The organism is Denitratimonas organivorans (assembly GCF_037478135.1).
Taxonomy (GTDB): domain Bacteria; phylum Pseudomonadota; class Gammaproteobacteria; order Xanthomonadales; family Xanthomonadaceae; genus Denitratimonas.
Genome location: NZ_JBBHDV010000003.1, coordinates 291,521 through 311,275, shown reverse-complemented (window position 1 = coordinate 311,275; position 19,755 = coordinate 291,521). Strand labels below are relative to the sequence as shown.

The 19,755-nt window shown below is 67.2% G+C and carries 14 protein-coding genes and 1 tRNA gene; 9 read left to right on the top strand and 6 right to left on the bottom strand.

Annotated features, from left to right (window positions below; translation table 11 throughout):
• Window positions 1–14 precede the first annotated feature (14 nt).
• From recD to recC, 3 genes are read right to left on the bottom strand one after another with little or no spacing between them, the layout of a single operon-like run.
• Window positions 15–1,919 (bottom strand): exodeoxyribonuclease V subunit alpha, encoded by a 1,905-nt coding sequence (gene recD / locus WDB66_RS05295; RefSeq protein WP_339397484.1) that lies wholly within the window; start codon window positions 1,917–1,919, stop codon window positions 15–17.
• Complete coding sequence (locus WDB66_RS05290; RefSeq protein ID WP_339397483.1) at window positions 1,916–5,557, bottom strand: UvrD-helicase domain-containing protein; 3,642 nt, start codon at window positions 5,555–5,557, stop codon at window positions 1,916–1,918. The genes recD and WDB66_RS05290 overlap by 4 nt, the downstream gene beginning before the upstream one ends.
• Window positions 5,554–9,213, bottom strand: a complete 3,660-nt coding sequence (recC, locus tag WDB66_RS05285; RefSeq protein WP_339397482.1) for an exodeoxyribonuclease V subunit gamma — start codon at window positions 9,211–9,213, stop codon at window positions 5,554–5,556. Before recC ends, WDB66_RS05290 begins: the two co-directional genes overlap by 4 nt.
• A gap of 357 nt (window positions 9,214–9,570) precedes the next feature.
• Here recC and moaA point away from each other — a divergent pair, with 357 nt between their 5' ends.
• The 6 genes from moaA to mobA are packed head-to-tail and all read left to right on the top strand — an operon-like array spanning window position 9,571 to window position 14,162.
• Window positions 9,571–10,554 (top strand): GTP 3',8-cyclase MoaA, encoded by a 984-nt coding sequence (gene moaA / locus WDB66_RS05280; protein ID WP_339397481.1) that lies wholly within the window; start codon window positions 9,571–9,573, stop codon window positions 10,552–10,554.
• 8 nt (window positions 10,555–10,562) lie between these two features.
• A complete protein-coding gene (moaCB, locus tag WDB66_RS05275; protein WP_339397480.1) occupies window positions 10,563–11,558 on the top strand; it encodes a bifunctional molybdenum cofactor biosynthesis protein MoaC/MoaB in 996 nt (331 codons plus the stop codon).
• Complete coding sequence (locus WDB66_RS05270; RefSeq protein WP_339397479.1) at window positions 11,555–12,811, top strand: molybdopterin molybdotransferase MoeA; 1,257 nt, start codon at window positions 11,555–11,557, stop codon at window positions 12,809–12,811. Before moaCB ends, WDB66_RS05270 begins: the two co-directional genes overlap by 4 nt.
• 7 nt (window positions 12,812–12,818) lie before the next feature.
• Window positions 12,819–13,079: a MoaD/ThiS family protein gene (locus tag WDB66_RS05265; protein ID WP_339397478.1), complete on the top strand. Its 261-nt coding sequence runs from the start codon at window positions 12,819–12,821 to the stop codon at window positions 13,077–13,079.
• 2 nt (window positions 13,080–13,081) lie between these two features.
• Window positions 13,082–13,588: a molybdenum cofactor biosynthesis protein MoaE gene (locus WDB66_RS05260; RefSeq protein WP_339397477.1), complete on the top strand. Its 507-nt coding sequence runs from the start codon at window positions 13,082–13,084 to the stop codon at window positions 13,586–13,588.
• Window positions 13,575–14,162, top strand: a complete 588-nt coding sequence (gene mobA / locus WDB66_RS05255) for a molybdenum cofactor guanylyltransferase (protein WP_339397476.1) — start codon at window positions 13,575–13,577, stop codon at window positions 14,160–14,162. The genes WDB66_RS05260 and mobA overlap by 14 nt, the downstream gene beginning before the upstream one ends.
• A gap of 355 nt (window positions 14,163–14,517) precedes the next feature.
• Here the strand turns inward: mobA and WDB66_RS05250 are convergent, their stop codons facing one another.
• Together WDB66_RS05250 and WDB66_RS05245 are read right to left on the bottom strand one after the other, a co-directional pair.
• The gene (locus tag WDB66_RS05250) at window positions 14,518–15,309 is read right to left on the bottom strand and encodes a class I SAM-dependent methyltransferase (protein WP_339397475.1); all 792 of its coding nucleotides are present in this window, start codon (window positions 15,307–15,309) and stop codon (window positions 14,518–14,520) included.
• Entirely contained in the window at window positions 15,309–15,878 is a 570-nt protein-coding gene (locus WDB66_RS05245) for a DUF2478 domain-containing protein (protein ID WP_339397474.1), read from the bottom strand. Before WDB66_RS05245 ends, WDB66_RS05250 begins: the two co-directional genes overlap by 1 nt.
• Before the next feature lie 259 nt (window positions 15,879–16,137).
• Between WDB66_RS05245 and fdhD the strand changes: the two genes are divergently transcribed.
• Genes fdhD through WDB66_RS05230 form a run of 3 tightly spaced genes read left to right on the top strand, consistent with a single transcriptional unit; the run spans window position 16,138 to window position 19,605 of the window.
• Window positions 16,138–16,920 (top strand): formate dehydrogenase accessory sulfurtransferase FdhD, encoded by a 783-nt coding sequence (gene fdhD / locus WDB66_RS05240; protein ID WP_339397512.1) that lies wholly within the window; start codon window positions 16,138–16,140, stop codon window positions 16,918–16,920.
• Window positions 16,917–19,340, top strand: a complete 2,424-nt coding sequence (locus WDB66_RS05235; protein ID WP_339397473.1) for an FdhF/YdeP family oxidoreductase — start codon at window positions 16,917–16,919, stop codon at window positions 19,338–19,340. Before fdhD ends, WDB66_RS05235 begins: the two co-directional genes overlap by 4 nt.
• A complete protein-coding gene (locus tag WDB66_RS05230) occupies window positions 19,330–19,605 on the top strand; it encodes a hypothetical protein (RefSeq protein WP_339397472.1) in 276 nt (91 codons plus the stop codon). The genes WDB66_RS05235 and WDB66_RS05230 overlap by 11 nt, the downstream gene beginning before the upstream one ends.
• 36 nt (window positions 19,606–19,641) lie before the next feature.
• Here WDB66_RS05230 and WDB66_RS05225 read toward each other — a convergent pair.
• Window positions 19,642–19,737: transfer RNA gene (locus tag WDB66_RS05225), tRNA-Sec, on the bottom strand.
• Window positions 19,738–19,755 lie beyond the last annotated feature (18 nt).

Sequence of the window (19,755 nt, the reverse complement as noted above, 5' to 3'; positions counted from 1 at the left end):
GAGGTGTCACGTTCTCAGCCACCACCCATTCCCTCCACCATCCTCTCCGCCAATCTCCCATGCCGCAGCAGCGGAGTGGCCAGCGCTTGAGCTGTCGATGCCGGCACGCTCCACAGTTCCAGTGATTGCCGGGCACGCGAAAGTGCGGTGTAGAGGGTCTGGCGCACCAGCAGCGGGGAGTCCGGGGCCGGTGGCAGCAGTACCGCGACGTGGTCGTATTCGGAACCCTGGCTTTTATGCACGGTCAGCGCGAAGGCGTCCTCGTGTGGCGGCAGGGTGTAGGGGTCGAACAGGCGCAATGGCGGAGGCGCATCCGTGTGTTCGGAAGCCTGCGATGCGGCATCGGGTGGGCGTTCGAAGGCCACGCGCAGCAGGGTGTCGCCGTTGTTGTTCAACACCGGCACGCAGATCCCGACATCGCCGTTGTAGAGCCGGGCGGCCGGGTCGTTGCGGGTGATGATGACGGCGCGGCCCGGATACCAGTCGCGTCCGGCCCAGGCTGAAAGCGCATCCCATTGACGCAGCCGTGCGGCGATCAGCGCGTTGGCCTGCACCGCACCGAACGCGCCTTCACGCAGTGCACACAGCAGTTGTTGCCGGCCCAGCGTCTCCAGGCGCGACAGCAGCGCCGGATCGTCCGCCGCCAGCGGTGTGGTGATGTCCACGTCCGCCAGCACCTGTTGCAGGCTGCGACCCCATGTCGCGAGGCGGCGGCGCAGCGCTGCCACATCGGCCACGTGGCACATCTTCGCTGCCGGTCGACCGTTGCGGGCGGTGTGGGTGGCGGCCGCAGCGACGGCGGTATCGAAGGCCTCTGCATCGCCGCGCCGGACCGCTTCGTTGATCGGCACCAGCGTGATGTCGGCGCGGAAGCAGTGTGCGAGGCGCACCAGATCGCCGCGCGGATCGGTTTCCAGTGCGCGCACGATGTCCATCATGATCGAACCTGTGCCGACCGAGGTGAGCTGGTCGGCATCGCCCACCAGCACCAGCACCGCGTCCTCGCGCAGCGCGTCCAGCAGCGCGCGCAGCAGGCCCAGATCCAGCATCGAAGCCTCGTCCACCACCACGATGTCGGCCGGCAGCGGCTCATCGGCGCGGAAGGCGAATCCGCCGTGGCGTCCGCGACTGCCGAGCAACCGGTGCACGGTGCCCGATTCGGTGCCGAGCACGGCATCCAGATGCCTCTGCCAGGAGTCGGAGACAGGCTCTTCGCCGCCGCGCAGGCGTTCGGCACCTTCGCGCAGCGAGCCGCTGAGACGCTGCGCGGCCTTGCCTGTGGGCGCCGCGATGCGGATCTGCGGCAGGCCGCCGTGGCGCGCTTCGTGTTCGCGTGAAAGCCCCAGCAGCATGCGCAGCACGGTGGTGGTCTTGCCGGTGCCGGGGCCGCCGGTCAGCACCATCAGCGCACGTCCGGGTGCCTGCCGCACGGCGGCGCGCTGGCGTTCCTCCTCGTCCGTCCAGCTGCCGTTGAACAGTGCACGCAATTCATCATCGTGCAGCGGGCGAACCGGCTCCGACGCGGCCTGCCGCCGCCGTGCCAGCGCGCGCGCCACCGCGACTTCGGAACGGTGATTGCGCCGCAGATAGAAATGTCCGCCTTCCAGCACGAAGGGGCAATGCTGCGTGCCGTCGGCATCGCCCGGCGCAACCAGTGCGCTTTGCTCCAGAGCGGCACGCACCTGTGTGGCCACATCCGGATCCGCGTTTTCCGCCACTGTGGCCAGTTCCAGTGCGCTGTGGCCCTGGCCTTCGGCATGGCTGGCCCAGGCGGCGGTGTGGGCGGTGAGCGGATCGCCGCCGTGCGCCAGCACCCAGCGCCAAACCGCGCGATCCAGTTCGCGCCATTCCTCCGGCAAAGGGGATGACGGGGAAGGTTCGTGGAAACCGAAGTGTTCTCCAGCAACGTGCGTCTTCATGCTGCCTCCTGCCAGCGTGCGCCAAGGACGTTCTGCACCGCATCCAGCAGCGCGTCGCCGAAGCGATGCCGCCAGACGCCGCAGGGCGTGCCGTCCGGCAGTTGCAGCCCGACGGCGCGGACGAACAGGTACCAGCAGTCGCCCAGATGCTGTTCGCGGCAATAGTCCGTACCTAGCCTTTCGCGCAGATGGCGCTCCACCGCGACTGCGTACAGCAGCGCCTGGAAGCGGTAGCCGGTGCTGGCCATCTTGTTTTCCAGCGCGGCCGGCGCGTAGTCCTCAAGGCAGGCGCGCGCGCCGCTGGCGAGCTGGTTGCTCTTGTAGTCGAGCACGTGGAAGCGGCCATCGTGGGCGAATATCAGGTCGATCTTGCCGTTCATCAGGCCGGCCAGAATCTGCTCGCGCGGCGGCACCAGACCGGCTTCGCCATGCGCTTCGCAGGCCAGCCGCAGGGCGCGCAGGCTGGCACCATCAAGCACGTAGTTGAACTCCATTTCGGCACGCATCTCGTGTGCCGCAAGTGCGGCCAGACACGGCCCGCCAGCACCTGAGAGGCGGGTATCGAGCACGCTCTGCAGACGGGTTGTAAGGGCGGCGGCAAGGTCTTCGACATCGCCTTCGCGCGGGCGCACACCGTAGCGCTCCAGCGCCGCCCGCACATGGCCGGGCTGGGCATCGAGTGATAGCCCGGGCACACGGTCTTCGAAGATGGCATGCACCGCGTTGCCGAAGTCCGCACCGCCGATCATCGACAGGCTGTCCAGTTCGCGATGGAAGGTGCAGCTCGACGGGGTGGCCGGAAGTTCGTCCGGCAGGCTGTCCGCATCGTGTGTTTCATGCGGCGCGATCCGTTCAACCACAGCCTCGTCCGCCGCCGCCTCGTCCTCGCCGCCGATATGCGACTGGCCAGCACCGCTGAGCGTGGTGAAGCTGTGCCGCATCGGCAGCGGGCCGCGCGGCGCGGGTGGCAGCGGGCGCACGCTGCGCTGTTCGCCCGATGGCCGGGGTGGAATCCAGCGCAGTTCATCGTGTGCATCCCAGCCTTCGTGACGGGCGATGGTCGTCGGTTCGGCATCAGCATCGGGTGCGAGTGCGGCAAGGTCCAGCGTGTTCAGCGGTGCATCCGCAGGGCGTTTGACATCCGAAGACAAGGTCAGCACATGGCAGGCATGGATGGCGCGGGTCAACACCACGTACAGCATGCGGAAACGCTCCTCGAATTCCTGCTGTTTGACCCGTTCCTTGCCCGGCCCTTCCATCAGGTATTTGCGACCATCCTCGGGATCGGACAGCAGATGCGGCATGCTGCCAGCCTTATGGAATCGTTTGTGGTTCCACATCAGCGGCAGGAACACGACGCCGAATTCCAACCCCTTGCTGACGTGCAGGGTCATCAAGCGGACCCGTTCGGCATCCGATTCCAGTCGCAGTGCGCGCGTATCGGCGGCATCGGCATCATCGGCTCCGCCGTCCATCTGGTCGGCGAACCAGGCCATCAGCCGCTCGCCGCCGCCGCAGTCTTCCCAGGCTTCCTGCAGCAGTTCGCCCAGATGGCGCAGATCGGTCAGCATGCGCTCGCCGTCCACGCTTTGAAGCAGTCGCGCGGCCTGTTCCTCCAGCAGGCTGCCGACCACCGCCAGCGGCCCGCGCGTGCCCAGCAGTGCATGCAATGCGTGGAAGCGCGCGACCTTGCGGTCCCAGGCAGCGGCGTCATCGCGCAGTTGCTGGATCTCGCGCAGGCTGGCACCGAACAGGCGCGTGACCAGCGCCGCGCGCAGGCTGCCCGGATCGCCGGCATGCAGCACCGCGTGCAGCACCAGACGCAGATCGCGCGCGGTATCGGTATCGAACACGCTGGCCCGCGACACCGCCACGCAGGGCACGCCGCGCGCCTTCAGCAGCGCGCCCAGCCGGGCGATCTGGGCATGGCCGGGCAACAGCACCGCGATATCACCCGGCCGCAATGGCTTGCCATCAATGCGGTAACCGTTTTCCGACAGCGCCCATACGATCTGCCCGGCGCAGGTGTGCAGCGCGTGATCGGTGAGGTCGACGATGCCCTCGAGCGATGTCAGTTCATGCAGCACCAGCGCTTGTTCGACCGGCGCGCCATTGCTCGCATGTTGCAAGGGCTTCGCATCGCGGCGGCCGCTGGCCTGCACCGGCTCGTAACTGATCGAGGTGTTCGATTCTTTCGGCCCCAGGCGTGTGCCGGTGGCGGCGTAGAAAGCATTGACCGCCGCGACGTAAGCGCGGCTGGAACGGTGGTTGGTGTCCAGCGTCAGGCGGTCCTCGTCTGGCACGGCATCGCGCGCGCGCTCGTAGGCCTGCACATCGCCGCCACGGAAACGGTAGATCGACTGTTTCGGGTCGCCGATCATCACCAGCCGCCCGCGCGGCTTGCCTTCCGCATCGCGGTAGATCGCATCGAGGATGCCGAACTGCACCGGATCGGTATCCTGGAATTCGTCCACCAGCGCCACCGGCCACGCCGCGAACAAGGCATCGGCCAATGCCCGCCGGCCTTCGCGCGGCTCCAATGCGGCACGCACGCTGTGCAGCAACTGGTCAAAGGTGGACTGGTTGGCGGCATCCAGTCGCGACTGCATCGCGTGTTGGCACCAGTGCTGGGCGGCGGTGAGGAACTTTCGAAGCGGCAGGCTGCTGGCGAGATCCAGCGTGTGCGGTGGTATCGCATGAGCGATTCGCGTTGATTGTTCAACCAGACGCATCACCTCGGGGTGTGTCTTGCCGGGGCCGTTGACGCCTTTCATCCCGGTTGCTTCAGACAGCCCGGAGAGATGATCGACCAGCACCTGAGCCAAGCCATCGAAGGGCGCCTCCAGTGCATCAACCAATGCGATCCATGCTTTCTGGAGCTTGCCGCCGGCACGCAGCAGGCCCGGCTGATCCAGAACCGCGCGCAACGCGGCGCGCCAGCCGGAAACCTCGCCAACCACATCCTGCAGCGCAGCGATGACGGTCTCCGGCGACGACGCCTCCACCACCACATCCGGCTGCATCAGCACCGGCAGGTATTTGTCCAATTGGGCGCGGCTGACATCCGCTTCACGCGCCAAGGTGACCAGTTCATCCTCATCATCGCCCTGGCTGATGACCCGCCACAGGTCGTTCGCCAGCGCGGCCTGCAAGGTCTTGCCGTCGATCATGTCGCGCCCGTTGAACAGCGCGCCGGCGGCGAACGGGTGATCGGCGAGGATGCGCGAGCACAGCGAATGCAGCGTGGAAATCGGTGCGGCGTCGAAACCGGTCAGGGCCGCCTGCAGGCGCTGCACGTCGGTCTTCAGCACAGCGGCATCCGTGCGCCAGCGCTTGCGCAGCCAGGCGCGGTCGGTGGCTTCATCAGGCGCAGCCTCGATGCCCTGCCCTGCACCATGTGCGGCAGCTTCGGCCAGCGCCCACTGCAATTTGCTGCGCAGCCGCTCGGACAGTTCGGCGGCGGCGGCATTGGTGAAGGTGCTGACGATGATCTGCTGCGGTACGCGCTGTTCTTCCAGCAACAGGCGCAGGTACAGCGCGCTGATGGTCCAGGTCTTGCCGGTGCCGGCGCTGGCTTCGACCAGACTGCGGCCGGCGCCCGCCAGGGTCAGCGTGGTCCAGTTTGCGGGCGTGCTCATGCCTTGGCCTCCTGCGTGTTGGTGTCCGGATCGTCATGCTGTGGCGGCAGAAACGTATCCAGCCGGATCAGTTCATTGATGGTGCGGGCTTCATGCGCCAGCGCTGCCAGCGCCTTTCCTTCGGCATCGCTGTCGGCATCGCCGAAGACCAGATCGCCTTCCAGCATCGCGGCGTAGCCGGGGGCGTAATCGCGTTCGCCCACGCCGCCAAAATCCCTGACCCAGACACTGCGTACCGCCGATGCAATCGCCTCCTCGTTTTTCGCGTTGACCGCACTCCAGCCGGCTTTTGGATGGAAATACGAGCCGCCCTGCCGCGCGATATCCCAGCAGCGGACCAGTCCGCGCAGGCGGCGGCGCAGTTCGGCCTGCAATGCGGCGCGGGCCGGCGCATCGGCCTGGCAGTAGTGTTCATCCCAGGCATTGATGCGCTGCGCCAGATCGGGCTCGCCCTCGGCCAGCATCGTCAGGCGCACCGGCATTGCGTTCTGCGCGTAATGCAGGCGCAGCAGCGCCCAGTGCAGAAAGGCGGGAATCCGGTCCTTGAAGTCCAGATCGCCGGCACTCTTCAGCCGGGTTTTTTCATCGCCGGATTTGGGATAGGCGAACACCAGCTGCACGCCGCCGCCCTCAGGCATCGGAAACACATTGCGCACCTGGCCGCTGATGCGTTGCGGTGCATCGCCCTGCCCGTCTTCGTCATCCTCGCCCGGCAACCGCAGGGCCACATCCACCCGCAGCGTCTGCGCGGCAGTAGCCGAGGACACGGCAAAGCGTCGGCTTTCCTGTGCCTGCGCCCACAGCGCCTGCACCGCCTCGGCCTCGGCGGCCCATTGCACTTGTCCGGCCTCACCCAGCGGCAGCACGCCGCCATGCGCGACCCACGCCGGCGGCAATCCGTCCCACACCCAGTCCGGGTCGGCACATTTGCGCGGCAGCACATGCTGCAAAAAGACCCGGCGCGCGACCGTGTGGATGGCCGAAATGCCATCCTTCGGCTCATCCTCGGGCAGGCGCACGTTGCCGTCGAGGGCATCCAGCGACAGGCGCAGATGATCCCGCAGCAGCGCTCTGGCCGGATCGCGGAAATGGTTTTCCAGCGCGCGCAGCGGCACCGGATCGGGCAGCGGCTCGTGCAATGGCAGCGGCGCTTCGCGCAGGCCCGGCAGCGATTTGTCACCTGCGCCCCACATGCCGCCGAACGCCTGCGAATACGAGTACAGCGCCGGCTGGCCGGCATCGAAATAGCGCGCATCGAAAGGTTGCAGCGGATGCCGCACGATCCATGGCCGCAGCGCGTCCTCGTCGCCGGGCGTGATGCCGGCATGGTGTTCCAGTTCGGCCAGAAGTTCGGCCAGCGGCGCGGCCGGATTGCGCGGTTTGCCGTCGCGCACGCCCTGGCCAAGGAAGGACAGGTGCAGGCGCTTGCGCGCCGACATCACGGTTTCCAGGAACAGATAGCGGTCATCGCCGGGCACGTCACGATCACCGACCCGGCGGATGCGCGCCATCAGGTCGATGCCGCCATCGGAAGGCCGGCGCGGAAACGCGCCTTCGTCCAGACCCAGCACGCAGACCACGTCGAACGGGATCGCGCGCTGCGGCACCATGCCGCAGAAGGTCACACCACCCATCAGGAAGCGCTGGTGTTCCGGCGCGCCGGCGAGGGCTTCCTGCAACAGCTCGCGCACCACCGCAAGGCGCAGCAGCGGCTGCTCGTCGTTGACCGCCGGTTCGCCTGCGAGATTGGCGATGGCGCGGTGGATCACCGACAGCGCGGCGCGTGCATCGGTATCGGTGGGGTCGATCCGCATCAGCGCATCCACGCGTTCGCGCAGCAGCCGCGACCAGTCGGCGGCGGACTGTTCGACCTGGGCCAGATCGCGCCAGGCCTGCAACTGGCGCAGCAGATGGTCGAGGCTGCCGAGTGCGGCCGCGCCGGGGCCTTCGATGCCGCCCATCGGCAGTAGTTGGGTGCCATCGGGAAGCTGCACCGCGTCGGGGTCTTCCGCGCCCGGCACATCGGCCATCAGATAACCGGCCAGCATCCGGTCCAGCGCCCACGCGAAACTGAATTCGGGCCGCGCCGGCAGCGACAGCGCGCCCTTGTGCGCACCATCCAGCGCCCACGCGACGCGGCTGTTGCCGAGCCATTCGACCAGCGTGTCGGCCGCATCGGCATCCAGCGACAGCGCGCGGCGCACCTCGTCCACGGCCAGCAGATCGACCACTTCCGGTGCGGTGATGCGTGCTGCGCCGATCCCCAGCAAGGTGGTGAACACGGTGAACGACGGGTGGCTGCGCGCCACCGGCACATCGGCCAGGTGATACGGCAGCAGACGTTCGCGGGCCGAACCCGGTTCGCCGAACACGGCCGGGATCAGTGGCAGATAGGCCTGGATGTCCGGCGCCATCACCACGATGTCGCCGGCGCGCACGCCTTCGTGTTCGATCGCATCCAGCAGCGCATCGCGCAGCACTTCCAGTTCGCGCTGGCGGGTATGGCAGGCGTGTACGCGCAGGCTGGGATCGCGGCTGACGGACGTGTCCGTCACGTCTTCGGCCATCAGTTCGGGCTGCAACTGGCGGATGCTGTATTGCAGCCGTTGCAGGCGGTTTTCCGGCGGCGTGCCGGCCTCGTCCTGCCAGTGGCGGATGTCCTCGCGCAGTTCACCTTCGACCAGCGCTGCAAAAAAGTGCTGGCCCATGCGGCCCCAGCGCGCCAGCAGCGGGTGGCCCTGCTCGTGCCAGTCGAGCGCGTCCGGGTCTTCCAGCCGGGCGCGCTCGGTGGCGGTGAAGTCCTGCCACTTGGACGTTTCCGGCAACTGCCACTGTCCTTCCCGCTGGGCGCGATACAGGCCGCCCCAGTATTCGCGGCAGGGATCGGGCACATACAGGAACACCGCCGCGCTGCGCGCATACATCCGCAATACCGACAGTTCCGCCGGCGGCAGGTGCGCCAGCCCGAACACGTGCAGCGGCGGCAGCGCGACATCCGGTGCCGCCAGCTTCGTCGCCAGCTCACCGACGAGACGGCCGCGATGTTCGCCGAGCCGGCCGACGATGGCCTTCCACAATGGCGCAAGGCAGGCGCGTTCCAGATCGCGCAATGCGTCATCGGAAACCTGCGCCGTCGCGAAAAGCGGCTTGCCGGCTTCCCAGGCATCGAGCCAGTCGCCGCGGTAGACCAGATATTGTGAAAACACCCGCGCCAGCCGGTCCGCGAGCTGGAAACGCCGCAGTGCCCGTTCGTCCGTACTGCTGCCGCCTTGCAGATAGGCCAGCACGCGCGTATCGGCGATGCCGTGTGCTTCAGGCCGGCCGAGCATGTGGTGCAGAGTCCAGCGCAGGTGTCCGCGCCGGTACTGCGGCAATGCCACCGCACGTTCGCCCAGCAATTGCCGCGACAAGCCATCCAGCCAGCTGCTGGGCAGCAGCACATCGAGATTGGCGACGATGCGGCCGCTGCCGACCTTGCGCGCCAGCGCGCCGGTCAACCACTGCTTCATGCCCGGATGCGCCGCCACCACGGTCTGCGGCACGAGCGGATTCTGCGGCCGGGTTTCGTGCAGCAGCACCTGCAACGGTTCCAGCAGCGATTCCAGACGGCTGGCCCGCAGCAGGGTCAGGCCGGTGACGGTGGCATCGGTATCCAATACTTCATCCCCTATGTGGTGGTGCGGCTGGTACGGGCCGGAGGGTGCATGGCGCGATCAGGACGGCAGTATCCGTGCCGGTTGTCTCACCAGATGAGATTGTAGGCTGGCGACCGCATGCGCCTGCGACCGGCACTGGTCCGCTGTCACCGCATCGCCACCGGGCGCAACACCTGCACAAGAACAGGCTGAAAGCCACCCGCAACTGAAGTGCGGGCCTCGTCCAGCGGCCACCTGCATGTATTGATGCGACAATCAGGCAATGGACACCCGACCGGTCGAAGCCCCACTCCATCCGCGCCTGTTCCGGATCATCGCTTCCGGTGAAACCGTTTCCCGTGACAGGCAGCGGCCGTCATGAGCGCACAACTGGTCGATGCCTTCGGGCGGCGCTTCCCCTATCTGCGCCTGTCGCTGACCGAGGTCTGCAACTACCGGTGCAGCTATTGCCTGCCCAACGGCTATGCCGCCGATGGCCGGCCGCGCTTTCTGGAGCAGGACGAGATCGCCCGGCTGTTGCGCGCCTTCGCCGCGCTGGGCATGCGCAAGGTGCGCCTGACCGGCGGCGAACCCAGCGTGCGCAAGGATCTGCCATCGATCATCGAGACCGCAGCGGCCACGCCCGGTATCGAAAAGATCGCGCTCACCAGCAACGGCTGGAAGCTGCTGGACACGGTCGAAACCTGGCGGGCGGCGGGCCTGACCGCACTCAATGTGAGCCTGGATTCGCTTGATGCCGACCGTTTCCACGCCATCACCGGGCACATGCTGTTCGACAAGGTGTTCCAGGGCGTGGAGCGCGCGCTGACGCTGGGTTTCGATTCGGTCAAGCTCAATGCGGTGCTGATGCGCGGCGTCAACGACGACGAGTTGCCGGGCTGGTTCGACTACCTGCGCGAGCGCGACACCGCGATACGCTTCATCGAGCTGATGCAGACCGGCGACAACGCCGAGTTCTTCGCCCGCCACCATGTGCGTACCGAAGCGCTGGAACAGCAACTGCTCGACAGCGGCTGGGTGCTGCGCGAACGCGCGCCCGATGCCGGTCCGGCGCGCGAATACACCCACCCGGACTATCGCGGCCGGATCGGCATCATCGCGCCCTATTCGCGCGATTTCTGCACCGGCTGCAACCGCTTGCGGGTCACTGCGCGCGGTGATCTGAGGCTGTGCCTGTTCGGCAATTTCGGCACCCCGCTGCGACCGCTGCTCCAGTCCGACGACAGCCACGACGAACTGACCGCACGCATCGCCACCCAACTCGGCCTCAAGGCCGCCGGCCACGGCCTGCATCAGGGCGATACCGGCCTGACCCCGCACCTGGCATCGATCGGAGGATGAATCACCCCATGAGCACGGAACCTGCCGCCTTCCACATGGCCGACATCCGCAGCAAACGGCCCACGCGCCGGCGCGCGGTGGCGGTGGGCGAACTGCTGGCCGGGCCGCTGGCCTGGCCGATGATCGTCGAGCGCCGGCTGCCCAAGGGCGATGCGCTGGTCATGGCCGAAATCGCCGGCCTTCAGGGCGCCAAACAGGCCTCGGCGCTGATGCCGCTGTGCCATCCGCTGCCGCTGGAGCTGGTGCGCGTGCGCTGCGAGCCGATTCCCGAACGCCATGCCATCCGGGTCTATTGCGAATGCGCCACCGAGGCCCGCACCGGGGTGGAGATGGAAGCCCTGGCGGGCGCCAACGCTGCGCTGCTGACGCTGTACGACCTGAGCAAACCGGTGGAACCGGCACTGACGATCAGCGGCATCCGGCTGCTGTTCAAGGAAGGCGGCAAGAGCGGCCTGTGGCTCCATCCCGACGGCATGAGCGATGCCGAACGCGCGCATTACCGCCCGCGCGGGCCGGAACGCCTGGACGGCGTGCCCTGCGCGGTGCTCACCCTCAGCGACCGCGCCAGCCACGGCGAATACGAAGACCGCTCCGGGCCGGTACTGCACGACGGCCTGCGCGCGCTCGGCGCCGAACTGCGTGAAACCGACGTGCTGCCCGACGGCATCGAGCCACTGGCAACAAGGCTGCGGGCACTGGCCGCCGGCGGCGTGCGTCTGTGCCTGTGTACCGGCGGCACCGGCCTTGGCGCGCACGACCAGACCCCCGAAGCGCTGCGCCAGGTCGCCACGCGCCGGGTCGATGGCCTGGCGGAAATGATCCGCAGCCAAAGCGCCCTGCATACGCCGCTGGCCTGGCTGAGCCGGGCCGAAGCGGTGCTGGTGGACGACATGCTGGTACTGGCGCTGCCCGGCAGCCCACGTGCCGCCAGCCAAAGCATGAACATCCTGGCCCCGGTACTGGCGCACGCGCTGGCGATGATCGACGGAAAGCCGCACCCATGACCGCCTACTTCCAGGCGCTGGACACCATCGTCGGCCAGTGCACGCCACTGCCGGCCGAACGTATTCCGGCCTCCGACAGCCTCGGGCGGATTCTGGCCAGCGCCGTACTCAGTCCCGAAGACCTGCCGCCTTTCGCCAACTCGGCGATGGACGGCTTTGCACTGTACGCCGGCACGCAAACCCTGGCGGCCGGTACCGAATTCACGGTGGAAGGCAGCTGCGCCGCCGGCGATGGACAGGTGCGGGGTGGCGATGGCGCCTGGGAAATCATGACCGGCGCGCGGATGCCCGACGGCCTGGACACGATCGTGCCGGTGGAACAGGTCGACGTGCTGCAACACGATGCGCAGGGCCAGGCACAACGGATCCGGCTGAAGGCCGAAGTCAGGCCGGACCAGCACCTGCGCAAGCGCGGCGAAGACGTGCAGCGCGGGGAACAGGTGGCCGCACCGGGCCAGATGCTGCGCGCCGCGCATCTGGCGCTGCTGGCCGCGCTGGGCGTGGCGGCAGTGGATGTCGTCCGGCAACCCCGCGTGGCCGTGATCAACACCGGGCGCGAACTGGTCACTGATCCGGCACAAGCGCTGCAACCGGGCCAGATCCGTGAAAGCAACAGCCCGTTGCTGGCCGCACAACTGGCCGCAGCCGGTGCCGACGTGGTGTGGCAGCAGGTGGTCGGCGATGAGCCGCAGGAATTTAAGGCCGCCGTGCAGGCGGCACTGGCTGCGGGTGCGGAAGTGCTGGTCAGCACCGGCGCGGTGTCGATGGGTCGCTACGATTTCGTACCCGACACCCTGCGCGCGCTGGGCGCTAGGATCCATTTCCACAAGGTACGCATCCGGCCCGGCAAACCGCTGCTGTTCGCCACGCTGCCCGGTGGGCAGCTGTATTTCGGACTGCCCGGCAATCCGGCCTCCAGTGCGGTCGGGCTGCGGTTTTTCGTCGAACCTGCGCTGCGCAGGATGCTGGGGCTGGCGCCGGAGCAACCATTGCGGGTGCCGCTGACCACCCCGGCCGGCAAGCCGGTGCCGCTGCGCCGGTTCCTGAAGGCCCGCCTGACCTGCGACGGGCAGGGACAGCTGCAGGCGCAGGTATTGTCCGGCCAGGAATCGTTCAAGATCGCGCCGCTGCTGCGCAGCAATGCCTGGGTGGCGATCGATGAGGATGCCGGCGCAGTGCCGCTGGGCGCGCTGGTGGAAGTCCATGCCACCGGGCACCTGCAAGGGCTGCAACCGGAACTGTTGCTGGAGTGATGGCGTGATGAAGGTTGAAGTGAGTCTGTTCGGCGCATTCCGCGACCACGAGCCCGGCGCACAGGTGGTGCTGGAGCTGCCCGAAGGTGCACGGGTGGCCGAACTGCGCGCCGCCCTGCTCGACTATGCGCAGGCGCATTGGCCGGCGTTCCGTCCCGGCCTGTTGCAGCGTTCGGCGTTCGCCAGCGAAACCACCGTGCTGCGCGACAACGAACTATTGCCGGCCGATGGCCGCATGGCAGTGCTGCCGCCGGTGAGCGGAGGATGAGCATGTCCGGACAATCCACACATCATTGCGCGGTGGTCGATGCGGCGCAGGGAAAACTTGATCCGGCGGCGGCCATCGAATTCGTCTCCGATCCGGGTTTTGGCGGCATCGACATGTTCATCGGACGGATACGCAACCTCAATCACGGCAAGGTCGTCACCGGCATCAGCTACGACATGTTCGAGCCGCTGGCGCTGGCCGGCTTCCGCGCGATTGCCGAGCAGGTGCAGGCCGAGTTCGGCCCGCAGCTCAAGCTCTACATCGCCCATGCCAAGGGTCGGCTGGCGGTCGGTGATCTGGCGGTGGTGATCGCCGCCGGCACGCCGCACCGCGACGAAGCCTTCCGCGCCTGCCGCCAGGTGATCGAAGCGGTCAAGCACACCAGCCCGATCTGGAAGCAGGAACACTACGAGGACGGCGACAGCATCTGGAGCGAAGGCTGCTCGCTGTGCGAACCCCAGAATGCCGAAGACACCGCAGCGGCGCATCACGGGCATGAGCATCACTGACGCAGGCTGCACGGATGCAGGTTGGACCGGCGTGGTGCTGGCCGGTGGCCGCTCCTCGCGCATGGGCCGCGACAAGGCCCTGCTGCTGTGGCAGGGACAACCTCTGCTGCAACACATGCAATCGCTGCTGCAACAGGCCGGCGCGACGCGGGTCGTGATCAGCGGCGACTACCCCGGTTTTGATGCGATTCCCGACCAGACCAGTGAACTCGGCCCGCTCGGCGGCATCGCCAGCATCGCCTCAGCCCTGCCCGACGGCGTGCTGCTGCTGGTGCCGGTCGACATGCCGCTGCTGACGCCTCCGCTGCTGGCATCACTGGTCGCCGTCGAGGGCCGCTGCGTTTGCCATCCCGGCCACATTCTGCCGCTGCGCCTGCACCTGGACGACCACACCCGCGCATGGTTGCAACACGCCACGCAATTGCCGCAACGCGAACGCTCGGTACGCGCGATGCACGCCGCACTGGGAGGAATCCACGCCACGCTTCCAACCGATGGCGAACGCCAACTGGTCAACTGCAACACGCCCGATGAATGGGCTGGGCTGGCGGGTGAAGGCGCAGGTCACGGCTGAAGCCCGCAGCGTCTTCCACGGCGATGCGGCCGGCTTCAGATGACTGCGCCTTGGATGACTGAATGTTGGGGTTCGCATCCGCTCACCACCAACCTATGGGCGGATCGCGGTGGGGTGGTTATCGGCAGCCCTGACCGCGATGGGGGTTCTCTGCGACGCTTCGGCGCGACGCGGGCTGACGCAAGGAAACCCGCCACAACATTCGAAGGCACGGAGTCTGAGGCAAGTCGCATAGGTCGTGGTGAGCATCGCGAACCGCGACGGCGGGATGTTCGACGGCGCCAATATCTGGCGGCCGCGGCGGATGAGCCTCCCGGGCTTCGGATATCAGGCTCGCATCCGCCCAAGGGCCACCTCAACCCGCCACATCCCAGCCGATGAACGCCCAGCGCCGTGCCGGCAGCAGTACCGGGTCGGTATCGGCAATCTGATCGAACCAGCTGCGCAGACGCCTGCTTTCCTCTTCGTCCAATTCGCCCAGCGACCAGTTCACCAGCCGCAGCAACTGGCCGAAATCCCGCACCGGTTCCGGCTCGCCGCTCTGGATATAGTCGAGCCGGGGATGGATGCCCATCGCATGCAGAATGTTGATGGCGTAGATGTAATCCGGTGCGCCGACGGGATTCCGGCCCAGCAGCTGCGGGATTCGCGCATCCAGACGCTGGTTGCCCACGCGCTGGGTCAGGTAGACACGCTTGGCGGCCTTGGCGTTGAGCCGGACCAGCGCGGCGGCCAGATCCGCCACCTGGGTGGAACGCGAGGCGATCGCGATATCGCACACCGGAACATCCCGCCAATCGTCCTCCCAGGCGCACAGCCGTGCATCGATATTGCCGATGCCGCGTGCCTTCGCGTTTTCACGCAAGGCGCGGAGCATGCCGGAACTGAAATCCAGCGCGACCACCCGTTCCAGACGCTGCGCCAACGGCAATGCCAATGCACCCCAACCACAGCCGACATCGAGCACGCTGCGGCAATCGCTCAAGTCCATGCGCGCCAGGAACGCTTCGACGTAATCGCTGTGCGCCAGCGCATCCTTCGCCTTCGCGGCACGCGCATCCCACTGCGCAGCGGTCTTGCCCGAGCGGCCCGCCGCGGCCAGGTGCTCGCGGTACAGCTGGCCGAAATCGATGGCGTCGATGCCCATCAGCCGTTGTTCCGCGCGCGCTGCGCCGACCACTGTTCGAACCACGCCTGCAAGGCCTGTATCCGTGGCGGCAGTTCGGTACCGGTGCCGCCGGTGAAGCTGCGCCACTCTTCCAGATAGCGCGGGTTGATCACCGCCAGCACCGGGATCGAATCGGACAACAGCTCCAGCATCTCCGCGACCAACCCGCCGCCACTGGCTTCCAGCGTGCCGAAGCGGTTGACCATGACCAGATCCGCCCCCTCGGCACGCGCGCGGCGCAGCACGGCGCTGGCATCGGCCACGGCGGAAGGGCTCACGAGGCAGCCGCGCGCATTGGCTCCGCGCGGGTTCGAGATGTCGTAGCGGATGTTTTCATCGTCCAGATCGATGACCACCATCGGCCGGGGTTGGCCCGGTACGCGCGGTGGCTGGATCAGGCCGCGAACACGCCGACCGGACTGGCGCAGACTGGCCGCGAAGCGGGCCAGCAACGCATCGGCATCTTCGCTCCCATCCTGGACGACAACCGCGAAGGGCAGCTTGTTGCTGGTCGCCGCAGTGGGCGGGGCGGAAACGGAATCGGGCATGTCGGCAGGCAGGATATGAAGACGAGTGGATGGCGCGCAGCGGCATGGCACAGCCCCGGAGCCGGCCATGCGCGCATGCGGCTTCCCAGTGTAGCGGGACCGCTTGCCGTGCCAGCGTGGATGCCGGGCGTTACTGGGAGTCTGCTTGCCGGTGTCCGTCTTGCCGCGTAGCCTCGTTGCGGTGAACAGGAAACAGGACAACCGCCCCTCCATCGCAGGCTCGGCCACGCGCTCCATCGAACGCTGGCGCAACGGCGTGATGCAGCCGTTGCACGATCACGTTGCCGAGGAGGTTCCGGTCGCCTTCGTCTACAACGACACGCCGTTCGCGGTGATGATGGCCACGCCCGCGGATCTGGAGGATTTCGCGACCGGCTTTGCCTTGAGCGAGGGTATTGTCGAGCACGCCGCCGAAGTCGTGGTCGAAAGCATCGAACACCTGCTGGAAGGCATCGAAATCCGCCTGCGGATTCCCGAATCCCGCGCGCAGGCGCTGGAAAGCAGGCGACGCAGCATGAGCGGCCGCAGCGGCTGCGGCATCTGCGGCAGCGAACTGCTGGAGTCGGCACTGCGCAACCCAGCCCCGGTTTGCGCCGATATCCGCATCGACACCACCGCGCTGCAACACGCCCTGCGCGGCTTGCGTGCCGGGCAGAAGATCAATGCACTGACCGGCGCCACCCATGCCGCCGGCTGGGCCAGCCTGGAGGGCGAACTGCAACTGGTGCGCGAGGATGTGGGCCGCCACAACGCGCTCGACAAACTGATCGGCGCGATGCAGATGGCAGGGTTGCGGCCAGAGGAAGGCTTCCTCGTGGTCACCAGCCGCGCCAGCTACGAAATGGCGATGAAGGCCGCCAGTGTTGGCATCGCGCTGATGGCGGCGATCTCCGCCCCGACCGCATTGGCGATCTCGCTGGCGCAGCGCTGCCAGCTCACCCTGATCGGTTTCGCGCGCGACGATGGCCACGCCGTCTACACCCATGCGCAACGGCTGCTGCCAGCTTCCGCCGCGCCCGCCAACCGGAGTGAAACACCATGAGCCGCAGCCTGGTACGACCTTATGCTGGCCCCGCCGGCGGCTGGGATTCACTGAAAAGCGTGATCGCGCACCTGGGCGAGCAGGACATCCGGATCAAGGGCGCGCGCACCCTGCTGCACGCCAACCAGCCCGATGGTTTCGACTGCCCCGGCTGCGCCTGGCCGGACCGGGACCACACCTCCACCTTCGAGTTCTGCGAAAACGGCGCCAAGGCCGTCGCCGCTGAGGCCACAAGCCACCGCGCCGGCCCGGAATTGTTCGAGAAATACAGTGTCACGCGGCTTTCCGGCTACAGCGACCACTGGCTCGAACAACAAGGCCGGCTCACCCACCCGATGCGTTACGACGCCGCCAGCGACCACTACCTGCCGGTGAGCTGGGACGACGCCTTCGCGCTCATCGCCGAACATCTCAACGCCCTGGATTCACCCGACGAGGCGATCTTCTACACCTCCGGGCGCACCTCCAACGAAGCCGCCTTCCTGTACCAGTTGTTCGTGCGCCGCTACGGCACCAACAATTTTCCGGACTGCTCCAATATGTGCCACGAGTCTTCCGGCAGCGCGATGAAGAAGCAGATCGGCGTCGGCAAGGGCACGGTGTCGCTGCACGATTTCGAGAAGGCCGATGCGATCCTCATCTTCGGCCAGAACCCCGGCACCAATCACCCGCGCATGCTGGGCGAACTGCGCGATGCGGCAAAGCGCGGCTGCCGCATCGTCTCGTTCAATCCGCTGCGCGAGCGCGGACTGGAGCGCTTTGCCGATCCGCAGGACAAGCTGGAAATGGCGCGGCGCGGTTCGACCCGGATTTCCTCGGACTATCTGCAAGTGAAGATCGGCGGCGATCTGGCGGCGGTCAAGGGCATGATCAAGCATGTGCTCGAACGCGATGCCGAGGCCATTGCGCGCGGCGAAACCTCGCTGCTGGATCGGGACTTCATCGACCGCCACACCGCCGGCTTCGATGCCTTCGCCGCCGATGTGCATGCCGAAGACTGGGACACCATCGTCGAAGAATCCGGCCTCACCCAAGCGCAGATCCGCCATGCCGGCGACATCTACCTGCGCGCCGGACGCGTGATCGCCTGCTGGGGCATGGGCATCACCCAGCACAAACACTCGGTCGCCACGATCAACATGATCGTCAATCTGCTGTTGTTGCGCGGCAACCTTGGCCGTGAAGGCGCGGGTGCCTGCCCGGTACGCGGGCACAGCAATGTGCAGGGCGACCGCACGATGATGATCTGGGAAAAGCCGCCGGCGGCGTTCCTGGACCGGCTGCAACAGGTGTTCGGCTTCGAGCCGCCGCGCCGCGAAGGCTACGACACCATCGGTGCCATCGAAGCGATGCTCGACGGCCGCGCCAAGGTGTTCTTCGGCATGGGCGGCAATTTCGCCATCGCTACGCCGGACAGCGATGCCACCGCACGCGGGCTGCGGCGCTGCGATCTCACCGTCAACGTCACCACCAAACTCAACCGCAGTCATTTGATCCACGGCCGCGAGGCGCTGATCCTACCCTGCCTTGGGCGCACCGAAATCGACATGCAGGCCAGCGGCCCGCAAGCGGTGACGGTGGAGGATTCGATGAGCATGGTGCACCTGTCCTCGGGAATAAATCCGCCGGCTTCCGATGAACTGCTGTCCGAACCGGCGATCGTCGCGCGGCTGGCACAGGCCACCCTGATGGCACCGGCGCATCCGGATGTGGCGGCCGGACGCACTTCGCCCGATACAGGCGATGGGAAAGAAGACGCCGCAAAAAGCAGGCCCGGCGATATCCCGTGGTTGTGGCTGGTCGAGGATTACGACCGCATCCGCGACCTGATCGCAAAGACCTTCGACGATTTCCACGACTTCAACCAGCGCGTGCGGGTCCCGGGCGGGTTCCGCCTGCCCAACGCCGCAGGCGAACGGCGCTGGCTCACGCCCGAGGGCAAGGCCCAATTCATCGCCGCACCCGTGCCCACCGGCAACCCGATCCATCGCGCCCGCCAGAACGCCACGCAGCCGGTTTTCACACTGGCCACGATCCGTTCGCATGACCAGTACAACACTACGGTGTACGGTCTCAACGACCGTTATCGCGGTGTGTTCGGCGAGCGCCGCGTGCTGTTCATCCATGCCGGTGACATCGCCGCACTGGGCATGAAGGCCGGTGAGCGGGTGGATCTGGAAAGCCTCGGCGAGGATGGTGTGAAGCGCGTGGCGCGTCACTTCCTGCTGGTGGAATACGACATCCCGCGCGGTTGCCTGGCCGCGTATTACCCGGAAACCAACCCGCTGGTGCCGCTCTCCAGCTACGCCGATGAATCGCGTACGCCCACCTCCAAATCGGTGCCGGTGATCATCACGCCGCACGCCGCGGATGCCACCCGCGCGCTCCATTCCCGCGACATCCCCGCACGTGTCGACTGATGCCGCTCTCATCGCCGCGCTGCTCGCGCAACTGGCTCAGGCACCGGAAGGCGCCTCGCTGCCGCGCCTGTGCAAGCGTCTGGACGTGCGCATGAGCGTATTGCTGCGCACCCTGGCCTGGATCGGCGACGAGCATGTCGGCGGTGTGCGCGGGCCGGGCTGGGTGCGCACCCGCGAAGAAGGCGCACGCACGCTGGCGATACTGACCGCAGCCGGCCGCACGGTGGTGGACGGGTTGAAGACCGAAAACGGCGACATCGCTTGAGCGGCGGCGGCCTTCAGACTTTCTAGCGGACCCGGATGGCGGAAGGGAGTGGGAGTCGAACCCACCCGGGACAGGCTCGCTGCCCCAACAGGATTTGAAGTCCAGCCGCCCCACCGGAGACGATTCCCTTCCATTCGTGGCCGCGCGTCA